Source organism: Actinoplanes sp. NPDC049598, from assembly GCF_040675435.1.
GTDB lineage: Bacteria > Actinomycetota > Actinomycetes > Mycobacteriales > Micromonosporaceae > Actinoplanes.
The window spans coordinates 200,947-225,143 of sequence record NZ_JBFAOX010000004.1; the positions used below are offsets into that span (position 1 = coordinate 200,947).

Here is a 24,197-nt window from a genome sequence, read left to right on the forward strand (position 1 = left end):
CTAGAACTACTATGCCTCGTACTTCTAGGTATGAAGGAGGCGCCCGTGCGGGTGACCAAGGATCTGGTGGCCGCCTCGGCGACGCCGATCGTGCTCGGCATTCTCGCCGAGGGGGAGAGCTACGGGTACGCGATCCTGCGGCGCATCAACGAGCTGTCCGGCGGCGAGCTGGACTGGACCGAGGGCTTCCTCTACCCGCTGCTGCACCGGCTGGAGCGGCTCGGCCACGTCGAGGCGAGCTGGCAGGCGGTGGCCGGGGAGCGCCGCCGCAAGTACTACCGGATCACCCCGCAGGGCCGGGCCGAGCTGGCCGAACAACAACGTCAATGGCAGACCGTGGTCGGCGCGCTCAAACAGGTCTGGCCGCTGTTCATTCCGCTGGAGGGCACCGCGTGACGATCACGAACGGCAAGGACGAGCTCGAGGACCAGTTCGTGCGGTGGCGGGAGTACGTACGCCGCCGGCCCGAGCTGGTGGAGTCCGACGCCGACGAGCTGGAGGACCACCTTCGCGACTCGGTCGACGGGCTGGTGACGCTCGGGCTGAGCCGCGACGAGGCGTTCCTGGTCGCGGTCAAGCGGATGGGCGGCCTGGACGACCTGTCCCGCGAGTTCGCCCGCGAGCACTCCGAACGGCTGTGGAAGCAGCTGATGTTCACGAGCGAGCCCGGCGACCCGTCGAAGAGGCACGACCTGGTCGCGATGCTGATCTGCGCGATCGGCGCCGCCGTCTCGATCAAGGTGCCGGCGCTGTTCGGGCGGTCGTTCGCCGACTTCGGCGTCTTCTACGGCGCCAATCTCAGCCTGTTCGCCCTGCCCTGGCTGGCGGGCTTCCTGCTGTGGCGCCGGCGGCCGGCGCGATGGGTGTACGGGGTGCTGGCGGCCCTGTTCGCGGTGGGCGCGGTGGTGGCGAACGCGTACCCGCTCGGCGAGAGCGACCAGTCGGCCGGCCTGGTCATGACGCACCTGCCGGCCGCGCTGTGGCTGGTGCTGGGTCTGGCCTACGTCTCCGACGATCTGCGCTCGTCCCGGCGGCGGATGGACTTCATCCGCTTCACCGGCGAGTGGTTCGTCTACCTCGTCCTGATGATGCTCGGCGGCGGCGTCCTCATCGCCTTCCTGTACGGCATTTTCGAGGCGATCGGCATCCAGGCCGACTACCTGATCCAGAACTGGGTGGTGCCGTGCGGCATGGTGGCCGCGGCCGTCGTCGGCGGCTGGCTGGTCGAGGTCAAGCAGGGGGTCATCGAGAACATCGCGCCGGTCCTGACCCGGCTGTTCACCCCGCTGTTCACCGTCACCCTGCTGGCCTACCTCGCCGTCATCGGCTGGAACGGCCGCGGCATCGACGTCGACCGCAGCGCCCTGGTCATGTTCGACCTGTTGCTCGCGGTGGTCCTCGGCCTGCTGCTCTACTCGCTGTCGGCCCGTGACCCGCAGGCCCCGCGCGGCCCGTTCGACGTCATGCAGCTCGCCCTCGTGATCAGCGCCCTTCTCATCGACGCCCTCGTCCTCTACACGATGGCCGGCCGGATCGCCGAGTACGGCACCACCCCGAACAACGTGACGGCGATCGGCCAGAACATCGTGCTCCTGGTCAACCTGGCCTGGTCGGCCTGGCTGCTGTGGGGATTCGTCCGCCGGCGGTCCGGCTTCGCGGCCATCGAACGCTGGCAGACCCTCTACCTGCCGGTGTACGCGGTGTGGTTCTGGGCCGTCGTCCTCGTCCTGCCCCCGGTCTTCGGCTTCCGCTGATCAGCCGGCCGGGCAGCGGGAATGAGCGGAGGCGAAGCCGAGCCAGGTGTGCCGGTTGCCGGCCCAGCACCAGCCGATCTTCGGTGCTCTGCGGTGGGTGGGGCCGTCGCGGCCGGTCCCGTTGCTGATCCAGATGGCAGGGGTCCGGGCGTCCAGAGTGGCGCCTTTCGGTTTGCGGGAGCCGATGGTCATGAAGCAGTGGTTGGGCTCCAGCACCTTCGGCTCCTGCAACAGCCAGCTGATGCCCTCGTTGACGGTGAGCGGCGTCCGCCCGCGTTCGAGGATGGCGGGCAGGGCCTCGTTCGGGCTCCAGTTGCGCATGTCGTCGCCCCGGTCGGGTTCGCGGATCAGATAGAGCAGCCCGGCCGGCACGGCGAGACCGTCCAGGGGGACGAACTCCTCGAGGTCGGTCATGTCGTCGACGACGAAGCCGGGCTTGTCGCGGTGGCGGAGCAGCGGCGCGAGTTCGCGGGCGGTGGCCAGCGCGGGATGCACGGCCAGCACGCTGCCGGGTTCGTCGGGCAGGGCGGCGACATCGGCGGCCAGTTCGGTCGCGCTCCGGCCGGTGACGCCGGCGAGGCCGGCTTCGAGCAGGCGGTCCAGCTGATGGGTCAGGCTCATGCGATCCCCTAACTCCGTGTGCCTTACGGACTTTCCGTGCAGCACAACGTACACGCCGCGGAGTTATTCCGGCGGGCCCAGCCCGCTCGAACCTTCTTGATCGAACTGCTTTGACTTACGTCGATATGATGCGGCTCCGTCCTCTTCGAGGGAGCAGGGCTCATGAAATGGATCTTAGACTTCGCTGAGCGAGGGATGGAGTTGTTGACCAGCCTGGTGGCATTGATCAAGCAGCTCGACAAGAAGATACTTCTGGCCGTTTCCGGAATCGTGGCGATTGCGATCGTGGCCGGTGGGGCCTATGCCATCGGGGCGGCGCGCGGGTCCGGTTCCCCGGCGGCCGAGGCGCCCTCACCGAAGGATCGCGTCGGCGGCCTGGATCTTGCGAAGTACTGCGAGTCGTACGGGTACTCGGAGGTCGACACCCAATTCTGCACCGCGCCCATCGACCTGGACGGCGCGTGCCAGTGGCAATACAACAAGGCCGACCTGAAGATGGTCATCCAGGTCGACGAGCCGTACGGCGGGAAATGCCGGGACAAGCAGAAGAAGGACGTCGGCGGAATCAAGGACATGCTCGGCTATTGCAATGACACCTATCAGGGGAGCATCAATGTCCAGCCGCTGGTCCTGAACGGCAAGACGTGGGTCTGCCGGGCGCCGATAAACAAGAATCTCGCCTGCGGCTGGCAGTACCAGACGGAAAGCTTGGCCGCGGTCGAGGAAAGCGCCGGACTGTGGGCGTGCTACAAGCCGTGAAACGGTGCTCCGGCCCGAAGGCCGGAGCACCGTCGTTCATCGGCGGGTCTTGGGCAGGTCGAACTGGTCGGCGGCCTTGCAGTCCTTCTGCGAACCGATCGCGGCCGGGCCCAGCTCGTCCAGGGCCGCGCGGGCGCGCTGGCGGCCCAGGTTCCAGGCGTACCAGGGGTCGGGCTCTTTGAGGTCCTCCGCGATCCAGCTCAGGGTGCATCTCCGTACCGGGTCGGGCAGCTCGGTCAGAGCGGGAGTCGCGTCGGCCGAGAGAGCCCGCAGATACCAGGCGTCGATCTTGCCCGAGCCCTCGTAGCGGGCGGCGTTACGGCTGGCCACATAGCCCTCGGGGTCCAGGGCGGCCAGGCCGAGCAGCATCAGCACGGCGAGACCGACGGTGGACGCCGGGATCCAGCGGCCCTGCCATTTGATGCCGGCCGCGGCGATCATCACGAAGATGACGCCGAGCAGCATCTCGGAGGCCATGACGAAGATCCGCTCACCGGTGAAGCTGTAGACGCGCTGGTACTCCCACATCCGCGACAGCGCGGAGGCCACGATGACCACGCTCAGGGCACAGAGCAGACCCAGCAGTACGCGCAGCAGCAGCCGTTCCGCCCGGGTGTCCCGCTTCGACCAGCGGGCCAGGGCCGCGATCAGCGCCAGGGACAGCAACGTGACCGCGACGAGCTGCCAGAAGCCGCTCCGGGCGTACTGGGAGTAGCTGAGCCCGGCGGTCTTCAGCACGTGCCGGCTCCCGCCGAACAGCACGGTGAACTGCACCGCCACGAAACCCGCGAACAGCAGCACGAGCGCGGCCCCGGCCGGCGCCCACTCGATCAGGCCGAACCGGCCCCGGCCGGGCGTGTCCAGGCCGGCCGTCACCGGCGGCGCGCTGAGCGTGTAGATCCCGGAGACGGCGAGCAGGGCGCCGGCCGCGGCCAAGAAGATCCACTTGAAGACCGCGCCGAGGTTGAAGTCGGGCACGGCGTCGTCGAGCAACCGGGAGAACGCGACGTCGGCCGACGACAACAACGCGCCGAAGACCAGCAGCACGACGACGGTCAGGGCGGCCGAGAAGAAGATCCGCTTGGTGATGCCGGGGTTGCGGCCCGACTTCAGGTGCCTACGGACCCACGGGATGCCGGCGAGGGCCGCGAAGGGGGCGGCGACCAGGCTGAACAGGATCGACCGGACCTGCCGGCCGCCGACGATGGCCAGCGCGGTGCAGCCGATCGCGCCCAGCACGCTGAAGGTCACCAGCCACCACGCGTTGCGGAAGGCCGGGACGAGCATGAGGGCGAGCGCCGCCGCGGCCCAGCCGGAACGGACCAGCCGCTCCCGGCGGGGCAGTTCCTTGCTCGGCCGGACCGCGAACCCGACGCCCAGCGTCAACGCCAGCCAGGCCAGGAACCAGCCGATGCCGACCCGGTCCAGCGGCAGGAAGGCCAGGAAACCGAGAGCGCCGGCGAGCACGCCGGCCGGGACGGCCCAGCCCTTGGCCTGCTTCGGGCCGGGCCAGTTCTTCTTCCGGAACGTCGCCCAGGCGCTCGGCGGTCGCTCGTAGGTGTCGATCGCGAACGGGCGCGCCGGCTGGGGGCGGTACGGCTGCGGTTGCGGGCGCTGGGCCAGTGCCGCCTGCGGGTTCTGGGGCGGGATCGCCCGGGGCTCGGCGGCGGTGACCACTCGCGGTGGCGCGGGCTCGCCGGGTTGGTCAACCGGCTTGGGACCAGCCGGCGCATCGTCGGTCGACTCGGGAGCGGTCGGCTTCGGATCGGTCGACTCGGGAGCGGTCAGCTCGGTGGTGGCCGGCGGGATCGCCTCGGCCGACGGCGGGGCCGGCTGGGCGGCCACCGGGGCGGCCGCCGCTGTCTCGGCCTGGACCATCGGGAGGAACACGGCGTAGCCCCGTGTGCCCGAGGGAATCCGGACCGGGATGGCCCATGCCGTCTCGCCCTCGGCCCCCGGCCAGACCAGCGACGGGATCGCGTCGGTCGGCGGCATGACCAGCAACTGGGGCGCCGGCGTGGGAACGTCTTGGGCCGGGTCCGAGGGACCGGGCTGCTTCGGTGGCAGGTCCGCCACTGCACCCTCCTGAGTTGGTCAGTTCGCACACTTTAGGCCGAGCGCGCGGCGAAAACAACGTTAGGACGGGTCCGTATCGCCGCGACGGCTGGAGCGTAACTCAGGGGGACAACTCAGATCGATGTGCTCGGACTGATCAGGCGGGTCTCGTAGGCGACGACCACGGCTTGCACCCGGTCGCGGAGACCGAGTTTGGCCAGGATGCGGGCGACGTGGGTCTTCACAGTGGCCTCGGACAGGAAGAGCCGGCCGGCGATCTCGAGGTTGCTCAGGCCCTGCGCGACCAGGGTCAGGACCTCCCGCTCGCGGGGGGTCAGCGCGGCCAGGTCGCGGTGCGCCGGGGACTCGCGGGGCTCAGGCGCGGTGAAGCGCTCGACCAGGCGGCGGGTGATGCCCGGGGCCAGCAGGGCGTCGCCCTCGCGGACGATGCGGACGGCGGCCACCAGGAACTCCGGGGTGACGTCCTTGAGCAGGAAGCCGCTCGCACCCAGGCCGAGGGCGGCGTAGACGTACGTGTCGAGGTCGAACGTGGTCAGCATGATGACGCGCGGCGGGCCGTCGCCGGCCAGGATGCGGCGGGTGGCCTCGATGCCGTCCATGCCGGGCATACGGATGTCCATGAGCACGACGTCGGGACGGGTGTGCCGGACCACCTCGACGGCCTCGGCCCCGCTCGCCGCCTCGCCGGCCACCTCGATGCCGTCGGCGGTGAGGATCATCCGGAAGCCGGCCCGGACGAGCGCCTGATCGTCGGCGATCACGACCCGTACCGGCGGGGTGGGGGTCATCGGCTCTCCACGGGAAGCTGGGCCTGAACGCGATAGCCGCCGGTGAGGCGGGCGCTCGCCTGGAGGGTGCCACCGTAGACGGCGAGCCGTTCGCGCAGGCCGGCCAGACCGCGGCCGGTGGAGGCGGCGGACTCGGGGGCCGGCCGCCCACCGGTGTCGGTGACGGTGATCCGCAGCTCGTCCGGCGAATAGGCGACATCGACCGTGGCGCGGGCCCCGGCGGCGTGCTTCACCGTGTTGGTGAGGGCCTCCTGCACCACGCGGTACGCGGCGAGCTCCACCCCGGACGGCAGCGGGAACCGCTCGCCGCTGGTGGTGACGGTGACGTCGACCCCGGCGTCGCGGACCCGGTCGATCAGCGGGGGCAGCTGGGCCAGGCCCGGCTCCGGTTCGAGGGAGTCCTCCTCGGCCGTGGCCAGCAGCCCCATCACGCCGCGGAGCTCGCCCAGGGCGGCCCGCCCGCCCTCCTCGACGGCCAGCAGGGCGTCACGGGCGGCCTCGGGCGCGTTGTCGAGCACCTTGCGGGCGGCGCCGGCCTGGATGACCATCATGGACACGTTGTGGGTGACGATGTCGTGCAGCTCGCGGGCGATGCGGGCGCGTTCCCGGCGGGTCGCCTCGCGCAGCGCCTCGGCCCGCTCCTCGCGGAGCCGGTCGGCCCGCTGACGCCAGGTGCGCATGCCGTTGACCGCCAGCCCGATGGGCAGCAGCACCAGGAAAGGCACCCACGCGACCGGGACGATCGGCACGGCCAGGTCGGGGAACGAGCTGTAGAGCAACGCCGCCGGCACCAGCGCGGCCAGGGCCCAATGGCGGTACGGGCTGTACGCGGCCGCGGTGTACCCGGCGATCACGCAGGCGTAGAACGAGACGCGCAGGATGTCGGTGCTCGGCTCCACGCCGTGCAGTGACAGCACGGTGATGCCGAGGATGACCGAGAGCGTCGCGAGCGGGTAGCGGCGGCGCACCACCAGCGGCAGGATGGCGGCGATGGCGATCCATCCCGGGCCCTGCGGATCGGGGTGGACCGGCCCGAAGGGCGGCGCCGGGGTCATCTCCGGGCGGAAGCCGTCCGGAAGGTCCGGGGGATCGGGCCAGTCGGGCGCCTCCACGGCGACCGCCACGTCGTTGGTGGTGTCGAAGAGATGGCCGGTGATGTCGGTGCCGCTGAGCGCGACCACCACGAACACCGCGACCAGCAGCACGTCGAACGCCCAGTTGCGGCGGGTCAGCCGCGGCTGGGGGCCGGAGCGGCGCAGCGCCCGCGCGACCACCGGCCGCTGCAGAAAGCGGGTCACCGGGCCATTGTGTCCGGCCGGGCCCACCGGACGCATCCATCGCCCGACTACGCCGCAAGGATGACGGGCGGCGGGCAAGGCACTCTCACGGCCGACGCCCGGGGCGCCCGGCGGCCCCTAGCTTCGGCAACCATGATTGACGTCGTAGATGTGAGCCGCCGCTACGAGGGCGACCAGGCCGCCCTCGACCACCTGAGCCTGCACGTCGCCGAGGGCGAGTGCCTGGCCCTGCTCGGCCCGTCCGGCAGCGGCAAGTCGACCCTGCTCAACCTGATCGCCGGCCTCGACCGGCCCACCGAGGGCACGGTCACGGTCGGCGCCACCCGGGTCGACCGGCTGGGCGAGGCCGCCGCCGCCCGCTACCGCCGGGCCACCATCGGCCTGGTCTTCCAGTTCTTCAACCTGCTCGACGACCTGACCGTCAGCGACAACGTGCTGTTGCCGGCGCAGATCGCGGGGAAGCCGGCGGGCGCGCGCCGGCGGGCCCTCGAGCTGCTCGAGACGCTCGGGATCGACCGGCACGCCGACGCCTACCCCGGCCGCCTCTCCGGCGGGGAACGGCAGCGGGTCGCGGTCGCGCGGGCGCTGATGAACCGGCCGCCGCTGCTGCTGGCCGACGAGCCGACCGGCGCCCTGGACACCGCGTCGGGGGCGGAAGTGCGCAAGCTGCTGGTCGACCTGCACGCCGAGGGACAGACCATCGTCCTGGTCACCCACGACGAGGTCCTGGCCGAGGCCGTCGCCACCCGGACCGTACGCCTCGTCGACGGACGGGTGGCCGCCTGATGAGCGCGATCCGGACCGTCGTCCGTGGCGCCCGGCGGCGCCGCGTCTCCACCATCGTGATCATCGCGGCGACCGCGATGGCCGTCACCGCGACCGTCCTGGCCGGCCTGCTGCTGGCCGCGTCGTCGGCGCCGTTCAGGAACGCGTTCAACGCCCAGCACGGCGCCCACCTGACCGCGGTCTTCGACTCCGCGACGACGACCGAGACCCAGGCGGCGGCCACCGCGTCGCAGGCCGGCTCGGCGAGCGGCCCGTTCCCCGTGACCACCGTCAAGTCGAGACCGATGGAAGGACCCGGCCCGGGCGTCCCACCGCTGAAGGTGGCCGGCCGGGCGAACCCCGGCGGCGACCGGGTCGACCAGGTCACGCTGCTCTCCGGGCGCTGGGCCCGCACGGCGGACGAGATCGTGATCGCCCGGACCAGCCTCCGGCTGCCCACCGGGTTCGAGCTGAAGCTGGAGAACGGCTCCACGCTGAAGGTCGTCGGCGAGGCCCGGTCGATCAGCCAGACCGCGCAGGGCTGGATGACCCCGGAGGGCGTCCGCGCGCTCGGGCCGGCCGGCTGGCAGATGCTCTACCGCTACGCCGACGCCGGCACCGAGGCCGCGATGACCGCCCACGCGACCGCGCTCGGCCCGGGCGTGCAGACACAGAGCTGGCTGGGCGTACGCGACGACGCCGCGCACCGGACGCAGCTGTTCGTGCCGCTGCTGAGCGCGTTCGGCCTGATCGGCCTGGCCCTGGCCGCGATCGTCATCGGCAACGTGACCGCGGGCACGATCGCGTCGGCCACCCGCCGTATCGGCATGATGAAGGCGCTCGGGCTGACCCCGGCCCAGGTCGTCCGGGCCTGCCTGGCCCAGGCCCTGATCCCCGGCATGATCGGCGCGGTCCTCGGGATCGTCGCCGGCGACCTGCTCGCCGTACCACTGACCGCCGACGTGGCCGACCTGTTCGGCACCGTGCCGATGGCGGTCACCCCGTGGGTCGACGCCGCCGCGATCCTCGCCGCGGTGCTGGTGATCGCCGCGACCGCGGCGCCGGCCGCGTGGCGGGCCGCCCGCCTGCGTACCGTCGACGCCCTCGCGGTCGGCCGCACCCCGCAACACGGCCGCGGCCGGTTCGCCGCCCGGCTGGCCGCCCGCTCCGGGCTGCCCCGGCCGCTGAGCCTCGGGCTGGCCCAGCCGTTCACCCGGCCCGCCCGGACGCTGGCCATGCTGCTGACCGTCGCGCTCGGCACGGCGGCGGCGACCTTCGCCATCGGCCTGGCCAGTTCCCTGCGCCTGGTGCAGGCGGCCGATCAGAAACCCGAGACCTCGGCCGACGTGCTGGTTCTGCCGGCGGAACCCGGCCACCGGGACATCGACACCCGCGAGGCCGTGGCCACCACCCCGGGAACCGGGAGCTTCTACGGCCGCGGACCGGCCGAGATCCCGGTCGACGGGCTGCGCGAGGCCGCACGAGGAACGGTGACCAGCGGCGACGCCCGCGCGGCCGGGTACGAGATGCTCGCGGGCCGCTGGTACACCGCGCCGGGCGAGGCGGTCGTGACGACGGGCTTCCTGACCGCGACCGGCAAACACCTCGGCGACACCGTGACCGGCGCCGGGCACAGGCCGCTCACCCTGGTCGGCGAGGTCTTCGACGGCAGCGCCAACAACCACCTCTACACCGACACCGCCAGCGTGCCCGGCCTGGCCGGCCAGGATTTCGAGTGGTACGTCAAGCTCGCACCCGGCACCGATCGCGACGCCTACCTGGCCGCGCTGCGGAGCCGGAACATCTCGGCCGAGGCCACCCAGGCCGAGAGCCCGGACGGCACGCTGATCATCCTCGATTCGCTGACCGCCCTGCTCACCGCGCTGCTGGTGTCGGTGGCCGCGCTCGGCGTGCTCAACGCGGTCGTGCTCGACTCCCGCGACCGGGTGCACGACATCGGCGTCCACAAATCCCTCGGCATGACGCCGAAGCAGACCGCCGTCATGGTCATCGCCTCGGTGGGCCCGCCCGGCCTGATCGGTGGCATCATCGGCGTCCCGGCCGGATACCTGCTGCACCGATGGGCCGTGCCCGCGATGGCCCACGGCGCCGGCATCCGCCTGCCGCACAGCACGATCGACGTCTACGCCTCGGCCCTGCTGGCCGCGCTGGCCCTGGCCGGCCTGGTCCTAGCCGCCGCGGGCGCCCTGCTCCCGGCCGGCTGGGCCGCCCGCACCCGGACAGCGGTCGCCCTGCGCACCGAATAACTTTCGCCCTGCGTGATCTTGGCTGCTCAGCCGTTTGCCCGGCTCCGCTCGACGGGCAGAGTGGGTGTCGTGGCCAAGATCGTGCGCGTGCGGGTGTTCGGGGGTCTCCGGCTGTGGCGCGACGGCCAGGAGGTGCCGGTCGGGCCCGTGCGTCTGCGGATCGTGCTGGCGGCGCTGCTGGCCGGGCGGGGTGCGGTGGTCACCACCGGCGAACTCGTGGACGCGCTGTGGGGCGACGGGCCGTCGGCCAGCGCCGTCAACCAGGTGCAACGGCTGATCGGGCAGGTACGGCGGCTGTTCGAACCCGGTCTGCGGCACCGGGAGACGGGTGAGTGGGTGGCGCCGGCCGGGGACGGCTACCGTCTGGCGATCGACGGGCGCAGCTGCGATCTGAGCGCCTTCTTCGAGTTGGTCGCCGCGGGCCGGGCGGCCGTGGAGCGGGAGGACCTGCGGGAGGCGGCGCAGAAGTACGAGCAGGCGCTGGAGCTCGCGGTGGAGCACCCGTTCGCCGGGCTGCCGGCCGGCCTTGTCGAACTGCCCGCGTTCGTGGCGATCGACGGCGCCCGGAGCGAGGCGGCCGTCGAGGCGGCCGATGTCGCGCTGGCCCACCCACGGGCGTACCGGCTGGCGCCCTTGATCTCACGGTATGCGGCCGCGGCGCCGCTGCACGAGCCGCTGCAGGCCCGGCTCATCCGGCTGATGACGGTCACCGGACGGCGGGCCGAGGCTCTCGTGCATTTCGAGCGGGTGCGCCACCGGCTGGCCGAGGAGCTGGGCACCGACCCGACGGTCGAGCTTCGGGCGGCCCACCTGGAGGCGCTGGCCGACCCGGAGGACGAGGCCGGCCCGGCCCAGCTGCCGCTGTCGCTGACCGGGTTCACGCCGCGCGACGACCTGACCGCCGCGCTCGAGGGCGGTCGGCGGGCGGCGGTGGTCGTGCTCAGCGGGATGGCCGGCGCGGGCAAGACCGCCCTGGCCGTGCACTGGGCGCATCGGATCACCGTCGACTACCCCGACGGTCAGCTCTACCTGAATCTTCGGGGTTTCGAGGCGGACGGCCGGCAGGTGCGGCCGGCGGAGGCCCTGAACTCGCTGCTGGAGTCGATCGGCATCGACCCCGGAGCCGCCGGCGGCACGCTGGAGGCCCGCGCCGCCCGCTGGCGCTCGGCGCTGGCCGATCGCCGCATGATCCTGTTGCTGGACAACGCGCACGACTCGGCCCACGTGCGCCCGCTGCTGCCCGGATCGGCCGGCTGCCTGGTCGTCGTGACGAGCCGCAACCGCCTGACCGGCCTGGTCGCCCACGAGGGAGCACACCCGGTGCAGGTCGGCCGGCTGAACCGGGCCTCCGCGTGGGACCTGCTGAGCCGCCGGCTGGGCGCCGGCAGGCTGGCGGCGGAGCCGGCCGCCGCCGACGAGCTGATCCGGCTCGGCGCGGGGCTGCCCCTGGCGCTGGCCATCGCGGCGGCGCACATCGCCGTGCGGCCCGAGTTGCCGCTGGCCGACGTGGTGGCCGAGCTCGGCTCCGCGGCGCGCCGGCTGGACGGCCTGCGGACCGGCGAGCGGCAGGACGACGTACGGTCCGCCTTCTCCTGGTCCTACGCGGCCCTGACGGCGCCCTCGGCCCGGCTGTTCCGGCTGCTCGCGGTGCATCCGGCGGCCGAGATCGCGGTCGCCGCCATGGCCAGCGCCGCGGGCGCCGGCGTGGAGGAGACGCTGCCCGAGCTGTACACCGCGAACATGGTCACGCAGCTCGGGGCCGGCCGGTACACCGTGCACGACCTGCTGCGCGCCTATGCCGCCGAGCTCCTCGACGCCTCCGAACTCCTCGCCCCCGGGGACGAGCGCGGCCCGGCCGAGCGCCGGCTGGTCGAGCACTACCTGCACAGCACCCGCAACGCCTATCGCACGTTCGGACTGCGCACACCGAGGGATCTGGGGCCGGCCCCGGCCGGTGTCGTCCCCGTCGCCCCGGCCGGCACGGCGGCCGCGCTCGACTGGTACGCGGCCGAGCGGGCCGCGGTGTACGCCGTCGCCGACCTCGCTTTCGAGCGCGGCTGGACCGGTGAAGCGGCGCTCATCGTGCTGCATCTACGGCCGCTTCGGTCGTCGTCGGCCGAGTCGCACGCCGACTCGCAGGCCCAGATCCTCCGGGTCCTGGGAGCGGTCGCGGACACCGGCGATCCGGTCCTGGAGATCGCGATGCGGCGGGAGGCCGCGATGGTTCTGCGCGGCCCGGAACCGGGGCGTGCCCGGAGCCTGCTGACGGGCGCGCTGGACATCGCCGAACAAGAAGACCTGGTTCTCTGGCAGGCTCAGGTGCATCGCAGCCTGGGCGACTGGCCGCCCGTCCTCGAGCCGGCCGGCCGCCTGCGCCACTTGCGCCGCGCGGTCGAGCTGGCCCGCGAGGCGGCGGACACCAGCGTGCTGGTCTACGCCCTGCAGGCGCTGGGCCAGGAGCTCGCGGAGTCCGGGGCGGCGACGGAGGCGGCACCGTTGCTGACCGAGGCCTTCGAGCTGGCCGAGACCGAGGGGCTGGCCGACCTGACGGTCGGCCTGGCCATCCTGCGGGCCGAGGCCGTCATGGAGCTCGACGACGTCGCCGGGGCGATCCGCCTGACCGAGTGGGCGCTGGGGAGGGCCGCGCCCGGCGACAACTACAGCCACCTGGTGATCAGCCATCGGCTGGCGATCGCCTACGCGAGGATCGGCGACACCGGCCGGGCCCGGGCCGCGGCGGCCCTCTACGACGACCTGGTCCGCCGGCACGGCGACTCCTACGCCGGTGTCTTCGGCGCCGAGATGATGCGGGAGAGCCGTCGGGAGATCGCCGCCGCCCTCGCCACCCTGGAAACCGCACGCGCTTAGCGGGCCCGGATCTCCCGGCGCCACACGGCGGAGGAGTAGCGGGCCGGCGTCAGGGCTCGCTCGGCCGGGGCGAAGCCGGCCGGGAGGCCCGGGCGGCGCCAGGTGTCGGGGGAGTGGCCGGCCGGCAGCCACTCGCGGCGCCAGATGCCCAGGGCGGTGTCCAGGTCGGCCATGGCCGGGGTGAGCTCGTCGGTCAGCGGGGTGCGCAGGTGCTCGGCCCACAGGCGGGCGCGCAGGTCGCGGACCAGGGGGCCGGTGGTGACGAAGGTCGAGGTGATCTCGCTGTCGGTGCCGACCATCGAGCGGCTGAAGAAGTTGGCCGAGCCGATGCTGGCGAAGACGTCGTCGACCAGCATCAGTTTGGTGTGGACGGTCAGGTTGTCGACGCGGTACATGACCACGTTGCGGCGGGCGGGCGCCGGCAGCTTGGCCAGCACCCGCCAGCGCAGGTCACGGGTGATGACCGGGCGGACCGTGCTGTCGCCGCCGTCGGCGGGGTCGCGGCGGCCGGAGCCGATCAGGATGATTTTGACGCCCCGGCAGGCGGCCGAGCGCAGCTGGCCGTAGAGCTGGAACCGCGGGTCGCCGCCGGGAGACTCGTGGAAGTACTGGTCCTCGAGATAGATGTAGCGTTCGGCGGCGCCGATCGCCTTGATCATCGAGTGGTAGATCTCCTGGATGCCGGCCCGCACGACGTTGGCCCGGCGCATCCGGCGCAGCCCGCGGTGACGGTAGAGCGACCACGGCCGGTACGAGCGCACCACCTGTACCGCTGTCCCGTCGGCCGGGTGCTCCGGCTGTTCCGGCACCGGTGGCAGGTGACGCGGCGGCTCCAGCGGGTTGAGCCACGTGTGGCCGCCGGAGGGCAGGTGGAGGGACGAAGGCGGCAGGGCGGCGGTGTTCTCCCAGCGGAAGCGGAACGTCTCCCACACCCGTACGGCCGCCGGGCCCCGCAAGCGCGCGGCGGCGTCGTGCCATCCCCACCGATGGGCCTTGAGTTTGAGCCGATGGTGCGGTGAGTGGTCGAACCGGCTGGGCGCGAGGTCGAGACCGCCGACGTACGCGGTGAGCCGGCCGTCATGGCGGAACACCACGAGCTTCTGGTGGTTGGAGCCGAGGATCGGGCCGGACCAGTCGAGCAGCACCCGGTCCTCCAGCGGCGTCCCGGTGTCGTGCTTCCAAGCCCGGATCACCTGCGAGGCGATCGTGTTGGCCCGGAACGGCCCGAACGGCAGCCAGGGCACGCCCCTGGAGAACTCGGCCGCGCTGAGCACGATCCGTACGTCCGTGCCGCCCGCCGCTTTTTCCGCGAGAACGTCGGTGAACGGGCGATAACCGGTCTCCCCGGCGATCCGCCCGGTCAGGTCGAGATGCGGATCGGCCTGGTAGCTGGCGATGTAGACGGCGTCGCCGGGCCCGAGGGACCGCATGTGCCCGGCCAGCTCGGTGAAGTAGGCGACGCCGTCGATGATCGGCTCGAAATGGGAGTCCTCGGTGAAGACCGGGCACGCCTCGGTGGCCGGGGGCAGGTACCGGCCGATCAGCTCACTCAACGACGACGCGTGCGACATGCCCGTGATTACACCGGAAACCCGCTACCGCGTCACGCGGGGGATCATCTCGCGGTGAAATCCGCGCTGGTCGGCCGTGATGACGTGGTCGCTGAGGCACGACGCCGCTCCCGCCGCCGGAAGGCCTCCGTGGACGCCTGCACGCTGCTCAAGGCCGACGAGATCGAGAACATCATCGGCGCCGACAACGGCGGCGCCCCGGACGGCGGCGTCGGCGAGAGCGTCTGCGTCTCTTACCTCCGGGTCGTCACCGACCCCACCGGCAAGAAGGACCGGGACACGGCCGTCCGCCTGGTCAAGCTGGTTCGCGCCCGCCTGAAGGGCTGAGAAACGGTCGGACTCGGTCGGGTTCCGCCGCTCGGGTCCGGCGGGCCGGAATGATCGACGAGGCGAGTGGGAGCGAGTGGCCGAACGGGGGAGCGATGGCACACGGGCCGCATGGTTGTGGCGTCGTCGTTGGGCCGCTCGTTCCGCCTCACCCGGCCGCGAGCGGGCGTCTTCATCGGCCGGCCAGCAGGCGGCGCAGCTCGTCGGCCTCGTACATGCCGTGTTCGGTGTAGAGGTGCAGCGCGCGCTCGAAGAAGGTGCGGGCGACAGCGTGGTCCCCCCGCCGGTCGAGGGTGTGGCCGAGGCCCTTGCAGGCCCGGGCCCGCTGCTCGGCCATGCCGCTGTCGCCGGTGATGGCCAGCGCCGCCTCGAAGTGGGCGGTCGCCGTCTCGAGCCGGCCCGCCGAGAGAGCCGCCTCGCCCAGCCCGTTGAGCAGGTCGGCCTCGCCCACCCGGTCGCCGGCCTCGCGTTTGATGCTCAGCGCCCGCTCGTGGAACTCGATGGCCCGGTCCGGCTCGCCGAGGCGGGTGTGGACGAGGCCGAGGGCGTCCAGCGCGTCCGCCTCGAAGCTGCGGTTGCCGAGCCGGCGGCTCAGGGCCAGCGCCTGCCGGCAGTGCTCGCGGGCATCGTCGAGCCGTCCGCCGCGGGCCTCGATGTTGGCCATGTTGCTCAACGCCTTGGCCACGCCGTCGAGGTCGCCGACCTCCTGGTGGACCGCGAGGGCCCGGGTCATGAAGTCGATCGCCTCGTCGAAGTGGCCGAGCACCCCCTCGTTGTAGCCGAGGTTGTGCAGGGCCCGGGCCTCGCCGATCCGGTCGTCGGCCTCCCGGTAGAGGGCGTGCGCCTTCTCGTAGTGGACCTTCGAGGCGGCCGGGCCGCGGTGGTAGAACTCGAGATTGGCCCGGTTGATCACCGCGTGGGCCTGGCCGCGGACGTCGTTGACGCTGCGGAACAGCTCGGCCGACCGGTCGAGGCGATCGGCCGCCGGCTCGGTCCGGCCGATCGAGGTGTAGGCGACACCCTGGGCGGAGAGCGCCTTGGCCTCGGCCCGGGCGTCACCGACGGAGCGGGCCGCCGCGGCCGCCCGCTCGTTCATGGCCAGCAGGTCGCGGTAGCTCGTGTAGAGCAGGTAGTAGAACAGCACCTCGGCGAGCCGGCTGGTGTGGGTCGGCCACCCGTGGCCTGCGGCGTAGGCGGCGACGGCCATCAGCGTGGCGTGCTCGGTGCTCAGCCAGGCCGAGGCGGCCTCCGGGCCGGGCAGGTCCGGCGCCGGCGTGGTCGTGCCGGGCGCCCGCGGCCGGCGGTCGGCGCCGGTCGGGTAGAGGACGGTCATCGCGGCCACGGTGGTGGCCAGGTAATAGTCGAGCAGTCGGGTCAGGGCCGCCCGGCGGCCGGCCGGGGGCTCCTGTTCGTGGGCGCGTTCGGCCGCGTGCAGGCGGATCAGGTCGTGCAGGGTGTATCGGTCGTCGCCGGCGAGGTGCATCAGGTGGTTGTCGCACAACTGCCGGAGCCCGGCCCGGACCGTGTCCAGGTCGCCGCCGGTCAGCGCGGCCGCCGCGTAGGCGTCGAAGTCCTCGGCCGGGTGCAGCGCCACCAGCCGCAGCAGACGCTGCCGGTCGGCGTCCAGGTCCTGGTAGGACCGGTCGAGGGCGAGGGCCACGCCGTCGTCCAGGCGCCCGGCCCGGCGGCGCTCGTCGAGCCATTCCGCGTGGTCGGCCAGCGACCAGCCGGGCTTCGTCCGCACGTGGGCCGCGATCAGGCCGAGGGCGAGCGGCAGACCCCCGCACAGCTCCGCGATGCGCGCGGCGGCGTCCGGGTCGTCGCGTACGGCCGCCGCCCCGACCTCGCCGGTCAGCAGCCGCAGCGCCTCCGCCCGGCCGAACACCTCCAGGGTCAGCGAGACGGCCGGGTTGATCGCGTCGAGGCTGCGGCGGCTGGTGACCAGCACCGAACAGCCGGGCCCGTCCGGCAGCAGCGGCCGCACCTGGTCGGCGTCGACGGCGTTGTCCAGCACGATCAGCGTCCGGGTGCCGGCGAGCCGCTCGTTGTAGAGCCGCCGGCAGGCCGCGAGGTCGTGCGGGATGGACGAGCCGGGCACGCCGAGCAGCCGCAGGAAGCCGTCCAGCACCGCCACCGGGTCGGCCGGCGGATGACCGGGGTCGGGATCGAATCCGCGCAGGCTGACGAACAGCGTCCGGTCGTGCGGGAGCAGGTGGGCCACCCGTACGGCCAGTTGGGTCTTGCCGACCCCGGCCATCCCCTCGATCACGGCGATCCGGACCGGCCCGTCCGGGGCGAGCGCGTCCCGCAGGCGGCGCACTTCGGGCGTACGGCCGGTGAATTGCGCCAGGTCCGGCGGCAGCGTGCCGTGCACGCGGACCTGGGCCGCCGCCCGCCGTTCCCCCGCGACGGCCTGCAGCGCCTGCTGCCACTGCGCGACATAGTCGGGGTCGGGATGCAGAACCTGGACGATCGCCGTCACCAGTTCCGCGCTGAGCCGGCGCCGCCCGGGCCGGAAGCAGTCGACCACAGTGGTCCGGCCGGCCAGCTCGCTGCCCGGCCGGCCGGCCCGGCGCCACAACGCGTTGACCAGGGTGGTGATGCGCGCGTAGGACGGGTCGCCGGCCCAGACCTTGAGCAGCCGGAGCCGTTCGGCCAGCTCGTCGACGGTCATCGCCACGCCCGGGTCGGGGGGCTCCCGGCCGCCGTGATCGGGGGCCGGCGCGTCGGCTGACAGCGCCCGGGTCACGGCCCGGTGCAGCGTCGCCAGGCTGGGTACGGGCGTGCCGCCGGCGTTGGCCACCAGCTCGCGGTGCAGGGCGGACACGTTGCCGCCCCAGTGGGCCAGCCGGTCGAGCAGCGCGGCGTCGACGACGAATTTGTCGCGCTCCACCAGTGGCACCCCCCATCGCTTTAACGCGGCCTTATGCGCGCTCGATCAAGGTGTCCGCATGAGCGTCGACGTACGGGCCAGACCCGATCTTGCCATCCTGGTCGAGCCGCGGCCGGTCCGCCGGCCGTGGCGCTCGGCACTGCTGGCGGCGCTCGCGGTGTGGTCGGCCTCGGCCGTCGTGCATGTCGCGGTGGGCTCGTTCGCCTGGCTGACCTACAAAGGAGCTGGTCCCGCGCCGGATCTGTGGTCGGTCGCCCTGGCCTGGAACGGCTGGGACGCCGGCCACTACGTGCGGATCGCGGAGAGCGGCTACCACCTGGGCCCGGGTTTCCCGGCCTTCTTCCCGCTGTACCCGATGCTGATCCACCTGTTCGGCGGCGGCCCGGCCGCTGCCCTGTTCGTGGCCCACGCCGCCGCGTTCGGTGCCCTGGCCCTGCTGTACCGGCTGGCCGACTACGAGTTCGGGCCGCGGGTGGCCCAGCGCGCCGCCTGGTACCTGGCCGCCTTCCCGATGGGGTTCTTCCTGTTCATCGGCTACAACGAGTCGCTGTTCCTGCTGCTGATGGTCGGGGCGCTGTACGCCGCCCGCCGCGGGCACTGGTGGCTGGCGGGCACGCTCGGCGCGTTGTCGTCGGCCACCCGGCTGTTCGGCGTGCTGCTGATCGCCCCGCTGGCCGTCGAATATCTGCGCCAGGCCGGCTGGCGGCCGCGCCGGGTCCGGCCCGACGTGCTGAGCCTGGCGCTGGTGCCGCTGGGCGTGGCCGGCTACAGCATCTACTGCTGGATCGAGCTGGGCAGCCCGGTGCAATTCAGCATCGCCCAGGACGAATGGGGCCGGCGGTACACGTTCCCGGGTGAGGCGTGGCTGATCTCGATCCGGCAGATCGCCGGACATGGGCCGCTCGACAAGGCCACCCTGGGCGCGGTCCTGGACGCCGGCACGGTCCTGGTCGCGGTGGTGCTGCTGATCCTGTGCGTGAAGGGGCCGTTCAAGTTCCGGCCGGACCAGAGGTACCTGGTCGTGCAGGCCGGGATCACCCTCGTCATGCTGATGTCGACCGAGGTCGGCGGCCGGTCGATGCAGTCGGCGGCGCGCTACGCGATGGAAGCGGTGGCGATCTTCCTGGTGCTGGCCCGGATGGGGGCCCACCAGGTGATCGACCGCGCGGTGCTGGTGATCGGCGCCGCCCTGCAGGCCGTCCTGCTCGTGGTCTTCATGGCCGGGACGTTCCTCGTGGCCTGAGCTTATGCGGGCCTTATCCCGATCATGGCAGCATCGCCGGCGTGCGAGTACTGGTGGCGGACGACGAGCGGTTGCTGGCCGAGACGATCGCGGTGGGTTTGCGGCGCGCCGCCATGGCGGTCGACATCGCCTACGACGGCGCCCAGGCGATGGAGAAGATCCAGGTCAACCGGTACGACGTCGCGGTGCTCGACCGCGACATGCCGGGCGCGACCGGCGACGACGTCTGCCGGTGGATCGGCGAGCAGCGGCTCGGGACGCGGGTGCTGCTGCTCACCGCGGCCTGTGGCATCTACGACCGGGTGGAGGGGCTCGGGCTCGGGGCGGACGACTACCTGACCAAGCCGTTCGCCTTCGCCGAACTGGTGGCGCGGGTGCAGGTGCTGGCCCGGCGTACGGCTCCGGCCCTGCCCCCGGTCCTCGAGCGCGACGGGGTCGAGCTGGACGTGGCGACCCGTACCGCGAGCCGTGACGGCCGGCCGCTGGCCCTGACCCACAAGGAGTTCGGCGTGCTGCACACGCTGATGCGGGCCCAGGGGCAGGCCGTCACCACCGAGGACCTGCTGGAGCAGGTGTGGGACGAGCACGCCGACCCGTTCAGCAACGTCGTCCGGGTGACCGTCTCCACGCTGCGCCGCAAGCTCGGTGAGCCGCAGGTCGTGCAGACGGTGCCGCGGGCCGGCTACCGCCTCGGACTTCACTGATGGGGCTTCGCGCGCGGCTGATGGCCGGGGTCGCGGCCACGGTGACGTACGTCTTCGTCGCCATGTTCGTCTATACGCAGCTGCCCTGGGACCAGCCGTACTACGCGCCCTGCTTCGACGACGTGGACGGCATGGCCTGCCGGATCACCCGCAAGATCCCGATCGACAACCTTCCGCAGTACGGGATCGTCCTGGCCGGGGCCCTGCTGCTCGGGCCGCTGCTGACGTGGTGGGTGCTGACGCCCGTACGCCGGATGCTGCCCGCCATCACGCAGGTCGGCCCGCAGAACCTCGGCCACCGGATCCGGGCCGGCCGCGGCCGGGACGAGCTCAAACGGCTGGGCCGGGCGCTCGACGCGATGATGGACGGCATCGCCGCCGGCTACGAGGGCCAGCGCAGCTTCGCGGCCAACGCCTCCCACGAGCTGCGCACCCCGCTCGCCCTGCAGCGCGCGCTGATCGAGGTCGGGCTGGCCGAGCCGCTCACGGCGGAGCAGTCGGCCCTGCTGGCGACCCAGCTGCTGGAGACCAACGCCCGCAACGAGCGCCTCATCGAGGGCCTGCTGGTGCTCAGCCAGGCCGATCAGGGCCTCAAGACGCGGACCGGGCAGCGCCTCGACGCCATCGCGGCCGGGGTCGTCGACGCGCACGCCCGGGCCGCGGCCGACGCCGACGTCAAGGTCAGGATCGAGGCCGGTCCGTACGAGGTCGAGGGGGACGGCGTGCTGCTGGAACGGCTCGTCCGCAACCTCGTCCACAACGCGATCAAATACAACGTGCCCGGTGGCACGGTCGCCGTCACCGTCGGCGGGCCCGGCGCGGTCCTGGTCGTGGAGAACACTGGTCCCGTGGTCCCGGCCGAGGACGTGGCCCGCCTCTTCGAGCCCTTCACCCGGCTGGCCACCGGGCGGATCGACCACAGCGGCGGCAGCGGGCTCGGCCTGGCCATCGCCCGGTCGATCGTAAGGGCCCACGGCGGCACGATCGCGGCGACGGCGCGGGACGAGGGCGGCCTGCGCGTCGCCGTCAGCCTGCGGCGACCGGCTGTGTAGTGATGGCCGTCAGCGGCCCCGGCCGTCCGTACAGGAAGCCCTGCCCGACCTGACAGCCCAGCTCGGCCAGCATCGCCGCCTGGGCCGGGTCCTCGATGCCCTCGGCCACCGCGGTCAGGCCGAGCGCGCCGAACAGCTGCCACAGCGTGCCGAGGATGTGCACGGCGGCCGGGTCCCGCGCGATGTCCTGGACGTACGTCCGGTCGATCTTGACGATGTCGGCCGGGAACCGGTGCAGGTAGCGCAGCGAGGCGTACCCGGTGCCGAAGTCGTCGATCGCGATCCGGATGCCGAACTCGCGCAGCCGCCGCAGCGTGCCGATCACCTCCGACTCGTCGGCCAGCGCGTTCTCGGTCACCTCGAGCACCAGCTGCCCCGGTCGCAGACCGGCCTCGGCCAGCGTCGCGATCACCTTCGACGGGAACGAGGCGTCGAGCATCTGCGACGGCGACACGTTGACCGACAGGTACGCCAACTGCGAGCCCGGCCACGAGGCGAACTCGATGCAGGCCCGGCGCAGCACCAGCAGGCCGAGCTCACCGATCAGGCCGGCCCGCTCGGCGACCGGGATGAACACGTCCGGGGTCACCACGCCGAGCTGAGGGTGCTGCCAGCGGGCCAGCGCCTCGACACCGGCCACGCGCTGGCCGGCCAGGGCGACGATCGGCTGGAACGCGACGTGCAGCATCCGGTCGGTCAGGGCCTGCCGGAGCTCGGCCCGCCACAGCACCTCCTGGTCGAAGCCCTGCCGCATCGAGGGCTCGAACATCGCGTACGCGTTCTTGCCCTGCGCCTTGGCCGCGTACATGGCCAGGTCGACGTTCTTGCGCAGATCGGCCGAGCCGGCCGTGCGGTCGGAGACCGCGAGCCCGACGCTGGCCCCCAGCCGGACCGTACGGGCGCCGACCTCGACCGGCTCGTGCAGCAGCCCGAGCAGCCCCTGGGCCTGGTCCGGCAGGTCATGCACGCGGGTGGTGAGCACCGCGAACTCGTCGCCGCCGAACCGGGCGATGGTGGCCGGCTCGGCGAAACAGGCCCGTAGCCGCTCGCCGACCGCCCGCAGCACGATGTCGCCGGCGTCGTGCCCGAGCGAATCGTTGATCATCTTGAAGTCGTCGAGGTCGAGGTAGAGGATCCCGACCGGCCGGCCGGCGCTGAGCGCGCCCTCGAGCCGCTCCAGGAACAGCGCCCGGTTGCTGAGCCCAGTCAGCGGGTCGTGATAGGCCTGATGCTGCAGCCGCCGGGTCAGCGTCGAGTTGTGCAGCAGGGTCGAGAGCTGCCGCAGCAGGATCAGCAGGAAACCGATCATCAGCGCGACCGCCTCGGGTGCGTCGACCCCGACCCCGAACAGGGTCTGGCCGGCGACCACGAGGGCGGCCAGTCCGAACGGGACGTACGGCAGGACGGTCTGCCAGCGGGCCGTCACTCCCGTATGGTCGAACGTGATCGGCCAGGTCGTGGCCAGCCGCCCGGCCGCCCCGCACGCCGCGAACGCGACGAACCAGCCGGCATCCGAGTCCTGCCCGGTGAAATAGGTGCCGGCCGACGTGTCCAGGGCGAACAACACGTCGCTGACGGTCATCCCGGCCAGGCCCAGGAGCAGCAACAGACCGATGCCGCGGCTGCCGGGGCGGGTCCGGGCCGCGAGCAGCACGGCCACGGTGGCCAGGACGATGTCGCAGACCGGGTAGGCCATCGACACGACGAACGCGAGCGCCGAGTCGGCGCCGGTCTCCCAGACCTCCCGGACCGTCAGGGACCAGCCGATCACGAACAGGGCACAGCCGACGATCAGGCCGTCGAGCAGCACGGTCATCCGCGACCCGATCGACGTCCAGCCGGCGATCAGCCACAGCCCGGCCGTGGCCAGCAGCGGGAACAGCAGGTAGCCGACGTCGGCCAACGAGGGGAACAGCACCTCGGCGTGCACGACGAGCTCGTTCCACGACCAGTAGAAGTTGCCCAGACCCCAGCTCAGGCTCCCGGCGGCGAGCAGGCGCCAGCCCAGACGCGCGCTCCCGCCGACCTGACGGGCCGCGGCCAGGCACGGAATCGCGCCCAGGCAGGCGAGCAGACTGCTGCCCAACTGCGTGTAGGGCGCGACGGCCGTCCCGGACAGGAAGAAGATCGGCACCCCGGCGGCGAGGCACAGAGCGACCAGCACCGCCACGTGCCGCTGCTGACTTGTCACCGGCCACTCGGTTTCACGCGCCGCAGTCTCACACGCACCAGTAGTCGCGTTCAAGCCTTGACCACAGGTGGGGACAGGCCACGGCTGTCCACGTCGGACGACTTGTTCCGGATTCAGCTCGTTGCGCGACTGACCGCGCGCAGCGCCTCCAGCACCGACCGGACGGAGGCGCGGTGCAGCGTCTCGGGCCGGGTCAGCACGTCGATCTGCCGGGTGGCCGGCAGGTCGGCGAGCGGCCGCAGGGCGAGTCGCGGGTCCGGAGCCGTCGTGTAGGCCGGCAGCAGGGCGAGGGCGTCGCCGGCCGCGACGACCGAGGCCACGACCGTGAACTCGTTGATCCGGTGGCGGATGTCGAGGGGGCGCCCGGCGGCCGCCTCGATCGCGGTCAGGATGCCGGTCAGCGGGAAGCCCTCGTGCACGCTGATCCACGGCCAGGCGCTCACGTCGGCCGCGGTGAGCCGGTCGCGCGCGGCGAGCGGGTGGCCGGCGGACATCGCGACGTACAGCGGCTCCTGGATGAGTGGGACCACCGTGAGCCGGTCGGCCGGCCAGGGTGGGCTGTGGGCGAGCCGGTGGGCCAGCACCAGGTCGAAGTCGCCGACCAGGGACGGGAAGTCGGTCTGGGCCACGTCCCGGTCCGTGAACCGCACCGGCGTGCCGCCGAGCCGGCTCATCAACGGGGCGAACCAGGTCAGGCCGGCGCTGTGGAACGCGGCCACGGTGACCGGGGTGCCCGGCGTGTCCAGGTAGTCACCGACGGCCCGGGCGGCCCGGTCGAGCGCGGTCATCACCTCGACCGCGGCCGCGGCCAGGGCCCGGCCGGCCTCGGTCAGCACCAGCCGCCGGCCGCGGCGCTCGGTCAGCGGCACCGGGTACGGCCGTTGCAGCACGTTGAGCTGTTGCGACACCGCGGACGGGGTGATGTGCAGCGCGCGGGCGACCGCGGCGACGCTGCCCCGCTCGCCCAGCTCGCGCAGCAACCGGAGGTGATGCGGATCCATTAGGCTCCACTACATCGTT

General features: G+C 72.6%; 18 protein-coding genes. 10 read left to right on the forward strand and 8 right to left on the reverse strand.

What is annotated here, in order from left to right; translation table 11 throughout:
• The first annotated feature begins 45 nt into the window (after positions 1 to 45).
• Entirely contained in the window at positions 46 to 396 is a 351-nt protein-coding gene (locus AB0J66_RS12250) for a helix-turn-helix transcriptional regulator (RefSeq protein WP_364659036.1), read from the forward strand.
• On the forward strand, positions 393 to 1,754 hold the full coding sequence (locus AB0J66_RS12255) for a permease prefix domain 1-containing protein (RefSeq protein ID WP_364659038.1): 1,362 nt from the start codon (positions 393 to 395) through the stop codon (positions 1,752 to 1,754). The genes AB0J66_RS12250 and AB0J66_RS12255 overlap by 4 nt, the downstream gene beginning before the upstream one ends.
• Here the strand turns inward: AB0J66_RS12255 and AB0J66_RS12260 are convergent, their stop codons facing one another.
• Positions 1,755 to 2,375 carry a DUF5701 family protein gene (locus AB0J66_RS12260; protein ID WP_364659040.1) on the reverse strand — a complete coding sequence of 207 codons (621 nt, stop codon included), beginning with the start codon at positions 2,373 to 2,375 and terminating at the stop codon, positions 1,755 to 1,757.
• A 204-nt stretch (positions 2,376 to 2,579) separates the two neighbouring features.
• Here AB0J66_RS12260 and AB0J66_RS12265 point away from each other — a divergent pair, with 204 nt between their 5' ends.
• Positions 2,580 to 3,134, forward strand: a complete 555-nt coding sequence (locus AB0J66_RS12265) for a hypothetical protein (RefSeq protein WP_364659041.1) — start codon at positions 2,580 to 2,582, stop codon at positions 3,132 to 3,134.
• A gap of 36 nt (positions 3,135 to 3,170) precedes the next feature.
• Here the strand turns inward: AB0J66_RS12265 and AB0J66_RS12270 are convergent, their stop codons facing one another.
• The 3 genes from AB0J66_RS12270 to AB0J66_RS12280 form a co-directional block, all read right to left on the reverse strand.
• Complete coding sequence (locus AB0J66_RS12270; RefSeq protein ID WP_364659042.1) at positions 3,171 to 5,210, reverse strand: DUF4173 domain-containing protein; 2,040 nt, start codon at positions 5,208 to 5,210, stop codon at positions 3,171 to 3,173.
• 113 nt (positions 5,211 to 5,323) lie between these two features.
• Positions 5,324 to 5,998, reverse strand: coding sequence for a response regulator transcription factor (locus tag AB0J66_RS12275; protein ID WP_364659043.1), 675 nt, complete (start codon positions 5,996 to 5,998; stop codon positions 5,324 to 5,326).
• On the reverse strand, positions 5,995 to 7,296 hold the full coding sequence (locus AB0J66_RS12280) for a histidine kinase (protein WP_364659045.1): 1,302 nt from the start codon (positions 7,294 to 7,296) through the stop codon (positions 5,995 to 5,997). Before AB0J66_RS12280 ends, AB0J66_RS12275 begins: the two co-directional genes overlap by 4 nt.
• Positions 7,297 to 7,428: 132 nt before the next feature.
• Here AB0J66_RS12280 and AB0J66_RS12285 point away from each other — a divergent pair, with 132 nt between their 5' ends.
• The 3 genes from AB0J66_RS12285 to AB0J66_RS12295 all read left to right on the forward strand — a co-directional run bounded on the left by AB0J66_RS12285 (position 7,429) and on the right by AB0J66_RS12295 (position 13,196).
• Positions 7,429 to 8,082: an ABC transporter ATP-binding protein gene (locus AB0J66_RS12285; RefSeq protein ID WP_364659046.1), complete on the forward strand. Its 654-nt coding sequence runs from the start codon at positions 7,429 to 7,431 to the stop codon at positions 8,080 to 8,082.
• Entirely contained in the window at positions 8,082 to 10,328 is a 2,247-nt protein-coding gene (locus AB0J66_RS12290) for an FtsX-like permease family protein (RefSeq protein WP_364659047.1), read from the forward strand. Before AB0J66_RS12285 ends, AB0J66_RS12290 begins: the two co-directional genes overlap by 1 nt.
• Before the next feature lie 69 nt (positions 10,329 to 10,397).
• Positions 10,398 to 13,196 carry a BTAD domain-containing putative transcriptional regulator gene (locus AB0J66_RS12295; RefSeq protein WP_364659048.1) on the forward strand — a complete coding sequence of 933 codons (2,799 nt, stop codon included), beginning with the start codon at positions 10,398 to 10,400 and terminating at the stop codon, positions 13,194 to 13,196.
• Here the strand turns inward: AB0J66_RS12295 and AB0J66_RS12300 are convergent.
• Positions 13,193 to 14,767: a phospholipase D-like domain-containing protein gene (locus tag AB0J66_RS12300; RefSeq protein WP_364659049.1), complete on the reverse strand. Its 1,575-nt coding sequence runs from the start codon at positions 14,765 to 14,767 to the stop codon at positions 13,193 to 13,195. The two genes, AB0J66_RS12295 and AB0J66_RS12300, sit on opposite strands and share 4 nt — an antisense overlap.
• A 54-nt stretch (positions 14,768 to 14,821) precedes the next feature.
• Here AB0J66_RS12300 and AB0J66_RS12305 point away from each other — a divergent pair, with 54 nt between their 5' ends.
• Entirely contained in the window at positions 14,822 to 15,094 is a 273-nt protein-coding gene (locus tag AB0J66_RS12305; protein WP_364659050.1) for a hypothetical protein, read from the forward strand.
• A gap of 172 nt (positions 15,095 to 15,266) precedes the next feature.
• Here AB0J66_RS12305 and AB0J66_RS12310 read toward each other — a convergent pair whose 3' ends face one another.
• On the reverse strand, positions 15,267 to 17,987 hold the full coding sequence (locus tag AB0J66_RS12310) for a tetratricopeptide repeat protein (protein WP_364659052.1): 2,721 nt from the start codon (positions 17,985 to 17,987) through the stop codon (positions 15,267 to 15,269).
• Positions 17,988 to 18,045: 58 nt separating this feature from the next.
• Between AB0J66_RS12310 and AB0J66_RS12315 the strand changes: the two genes are divergently transcribed.
• The 3 genes from AB0J66_RS12315 to AB0J66_RS12325 are packed head-to-tail and all read left to right on the forward strand — an operon-like array spanning position 18,046 to position 20,986.
• Positions 18,046 to 19,230: a mannosyltransferase family protein gene (locus AB0J66_RS12315; protein ID WP_364659053.1), complete on the forward strand. Its 1,185-nt coding sequence runs from the start codon at positions 18,046 to 18,048 to the stop codon at positions 19,228 to 19,230.
• 41 nt (positions 19,231 to 19,271) lie between these two features.
• Positions 19,272 to 19,934 carry a response regulator transcription factor gene (locus tag AB0J66_RS12320; protein ID WP_364659055.1) on the forward strand — a complete coding sequence of 221 codons (663 nt, stop codon included), beginning with the start codon at positions 19,272 to 19,274 and terminating at the stop codon, positions 19,932 to 19,934.
• A complete protein-coding gene (locus AB0J66_RS12325) occupies positions 19,934 to 20,986 on the forward strand; it encodes an ATP-binding protein (protein WP_364659056.1) in 1,053 nt (350 codons plus the stop codon). The genes AB0J66_RS12320 and AB0J66_RS12325 overlap by 1 nt, the downstream gene beginning before the upstream one ends.
• On the opposite strand, the gene AB0J66_RS12330 is transcribed toward AB0J66_RS12325, so the two are convergent.
• Together AB0J66_RS12330 and AB0J66_RS12335 are read right to left on the reverse strand one after the other, a co-directional pair.
• Positions 20,961 to 23,177 (reverse strand): EAL domain-containing protein, encoded by a 2,217-nt coding sequence (locus AB0J66_RS12330; RefSeq protein WP_364659058.1) that lies wholly within the window; start codon positions 23,175 to 23,177, stop codon positions 20,961 to 20,963. The two genes, AB0J66_RS12325 and AB0J66_RS12330, sit on opposite strands and share 26 nt — an antisense overlap.
• Before the next feature lie 113 nt (positions 23,178 to 23,290).
• Complete coding sequence (locus AB0J66_RS12335; protein WP_364659060.1) at positions 23,291 to 24,178, reverse strand: LysR family transcriptional regulator; 888 nt, start codon at positions 24,176 to 24,178, stop codon at positions 23,291 to 23,293.
• Positions 24,179 to 24,197 lie beyond the last annotated feature (19 nt).